The 2828-nt window shown below is 75.8% G+C and carries 2 protein-coding genes and 2 pseudogenes; 2 read left to right on the top strand and 2 right to left on the bottom strand.

All coding sequences use genetic code 11. The annotated features are described in order from the left end of the window. Positions 1 to 562: pseudogene (locus tag C6N75_RS29345) on the bottom strand (hypothetical protein); the annotation flags it as partial. 173 nt (positions 563 to 735) lie between these two features. Continuing rightward, entirely contained in the window at positions 736 to 1677 is a 942-nt protein-coding gene (locus C6N75_RS29340) for a GlxA family transcriptional regulator (protein WP_105871866.1), read from the bottom strand. A 219-nt stretch (positions 1678 to 1896) separates the two neighbouring features. Between C6N75_RS29340 and C6N75_RS29335 the strand changes: the two are divergent. Together C6N75_RS29335 and C6N75_RS29330 are read left to right on the top strand one after the other, a co-directional pair. Further along, positions 1897 to 2094 (top strand): annotated as a pseudogene (locus C6N75_RS29335) (DJ-1/PfpI family protein); the annotation flags it as partial. Positions 2095 to 2129: 35 nt separating this feature from the next. Continuing rightward, a complete protein-coding gene (locus C6N75_RS29330) occupies positions 2130 to 2618 on the top strand; it encodes a hypothetical protein (protein WP_105871865.1) in 489 nt (162 codons plus the stop codon). The last annotated feature ends 210 nt before the right edge of the window (positions 2619 to 2828 follow it).

The raw sequence follows: 2828 nt of genomic DNA, 5'->3' as shown, positions 1-2828 counted from the left end.
GCACCGCGTACAGCGCCCACGCCGCCAGCGCGGTGAACAGCGACTCGGTGTAGCCCATCCACTGCACCGCGGACACCGGCAGCGCCCCCCACAGCACCGCCAGCGCCGTCCCCGCGCGCCGCCCGTGCAGCCGGTCGCCGACCGCGAACACCCCCCAGGCCGCGGCCAGCGAGCAGCACCCGGCCAGCACCAGCGCCGCCGAGGCCGCCGAACCGGGCGTGAGCGCGGCGCACACCTTGATGAGCGCCGGGTACAGCGGGAAGAACGCCAGGTTGTTGGCGTCCATCGCGGTGCCCAACCGGTCGGTGTAGCCATGCGCGGCGATGTCCAGGTACCAGCGGGAGTCCCAGGACGCGGCCAGCACCGGCCACACCCCGTGCCCCTTCAGATGCGCCCAGCGGGTCAGCACCAGCAGCCCCAGCAGCCGTACCGCCAGAAAGCCGAGGAGCGCCGGGGCCGCGTACCCCAGCGCCGCCGCTGCCGGCCGCCGCCGCCGACCCGCCCCGGGCGGCCGCCGGGACGCCGGCACGGTAGGGGGTGCTGCGGTGCTCACCGGCGGCACGGGCGCTCCAGGGCTCTGCGGGTCTCAGGCGCACGGCCGCCCGGCTCGCGGCGGCGGCCGTCCACCGGGTCACCCTGTGTGCGGGCCCCGACAGCGCCCGGGACCCTGCGCCCCATGCCGCACCAGGTTCACCCGGACGGGGGAGGCGCGGCCCCCGTGCGCGGACCGCCAGGTCAGCCGAAGGTGCGGCGGTACGCCTGGGGGCTGACGCCCGTCGTCCGCTTGAAGCGGTCGCGGAACGCCGTCGCCGAGCCGAAGCCGACCTGGGCGCCGATCCGCTCCACCGAGTGCTCGGTGGTCTCCAGCAGGTGCTGCGCCTGCCTCACCCGAGCCCGGTGCAGCCACTGCAACGGGGTGGTCCCGGTCTGCTCCCGGAAGCGGCGCATCAGGGTGCGGGTGCTCATCCCGGCGTGCGCGGCGATCTCCGCCAGCGCCAGGTCGCGGGCCAGGTTGGCGCGCAGCCAGTCCAGCACCGGATCGAGGGCCGCGCCGCGCGGGGCGGGCGGGGTGTGGTCGTGCACGATGAACTGCGCCTGCCCGCCCTCCCGTTCGAGCGGCATCACGGCGAGGCGGGCCGCGTCGGCGGCGACCGCCGAACCGTAGTCGCGCCGGATCATGTGCAGGCACAGGTCCAGCCCGGCCGCCGCCCCCGCCGAGGTCAGCACCTGCCCGTTGTCGACGTACAGCACGTCCGGGTCGACCTCGACCGCCGGATGGGCCGCGGCCAGGTGCGGGGCCGCGATCCAGTGGGTGGTGGCCCGCAGCCCGTCGAGCAGCCCGGCCGCCGCCAGCACGAAGGTGCCCACGCAGATCGAGGCGATCCGGGTGCCCTCCGCCGCCGCCTCGCGCAGCGCCGCCAGCACGGCGGGCGACGGCGGCTGATCGGCGGTGGCCGTCCCCGGCACGATCACCGTGTCCGCGCCGCGCAGCCCCTCCAGCCCGTACGGCGCCCGCAGCGCGAACGCGCCCGCGTCCACCTCCTCCCGCTCGGCGCACACCCGGATGCGGTAGGCGGGCCGCCCGTCCGGCAGCCGGGTCCGCGAGAAGGTGTCGACCGGGGTGGCGAGGTCGAACGGGAGCACCTGGTCGAGGGCGAGGACGGCGACGGTGTGCATGGCGGGAACGTACCGCCTCGCCGCCTCCCCGCCAACCGGTCGGACGGCCTCAACCAGCGGTGACGACCACCGCATGCTCTTGGCGCTATCCCGTTGGAAGGTGGCGATACCGCCACTGGGCGGGCGGTGCGGCGCTGCCTAGGCTCAGCTCCGGGCCCGGTCCACCGCCGGCCGCCCACCCCGACCGCCGCCCCTTCACGTACCGCCGCCGGAGGCCCCATGCCGTCGCCGCCCCCGCACGCCCAGGTCGTCCTGATCGACGGCTTCGACCCGCTCGACGTCGTCGCGCCCTTCGAGGTGCTGCACGCGGGCGGCGCCGCGTCCGGCGGGACGCTGACCGTCGAGCTGGTCTCCACCGAGGGTCCCGGGGAGGCGCCCAGCGGCACCGGCGGCCTCAGCCTGCGGGCCACCGCCGCGCCGGCCGACGACCGGCGGCGTACGGAGCCGGCCGCATGACCAAGCTGCTGCTTGCCCTGCACGTGGTCGCCGCGATCCTGGCGATCGGCCCGGTGGCGGTGGCCGCCAGCATGTTCCCGGCGGTGCTGCGCCGGGCGGAGGCCCCCGCCGGCGGCGCTCCCGCGGACGCCGGGGGAGACCGCGCGGGCACTGGGGGCGACCGCGCCGCAACCCTCCGCCTGCTGCACCGCCTCTGCCGCGTCTACACGGGCGTCGGCGCGGCCGTCCCGGTCCTCGGCTTCGCCACCGCGAGCGCCCTCGGGGTGCTGGGCAGCCCCTGGCTGATCACCTCGATCGCGCTCACCACGATCGCCGCGGCGATCCTCTGGGTGCTGATCCTCCCGGCCCAGGAAACGGCCCTGGAGGGTGCCGCCCCGCCCGGCGGTCCGTCCCGGCTCGCCATGCTCACCGGGATCTTCAACCTGCTCTGGGTCGCCGTCACCGTCCTGATGATCGTCCGCCCGGGCTCGACTACCGGCACCTGATCCGGCATCAATCGAGTCAAGTCTTCAGGCGTGAGTCGTGAAACCGACGCCTGCGCCTTCCCAACGTACAGAAGTCGCACCGGTGTGCGAGGATTTGGCGCTCGCTGTTCATTGTCGACAGCAGAGCGTCACGGTGTTGGCCCGGCAGGTGGAGATCTCGCGGATCGTCGGTCTGGGCGGTACTGGGGTGCGGGAGGCGGGCGAGGCCGC

The organism is Streptomyces solincola (assembly GCF_002982015.1).
GTDB lineage: Bacteria > Actinomycetota > Actinomycetes > Streptomycetales > Streptomycetaceae > Streptomyces > Streptomyces solincola.
The sequence above is the reverse complement of the archived record's forward strand: the minus strand, read 5'-3'. Positions and strand labels throughout refer to the sequence as shown.

Excerpts from the sequence above, each read along its gene's own strand:
- C6N75_RS29340 (WP_105871866.1), bottom strand. The coding sequence starts at position 1,677 with ATGCACACCGTCGCCGTCCTCGCCCTCGACCAGGTGCTCCCGTTCGAC.
- C6N75_RS29330 (WP_105871865.1), top strand. The coding sequence starts at position 2,130 with ATGACCAAGCTGCTGCTTGCCCTGCACGTGGTCGCCGCGATCCTGGCG.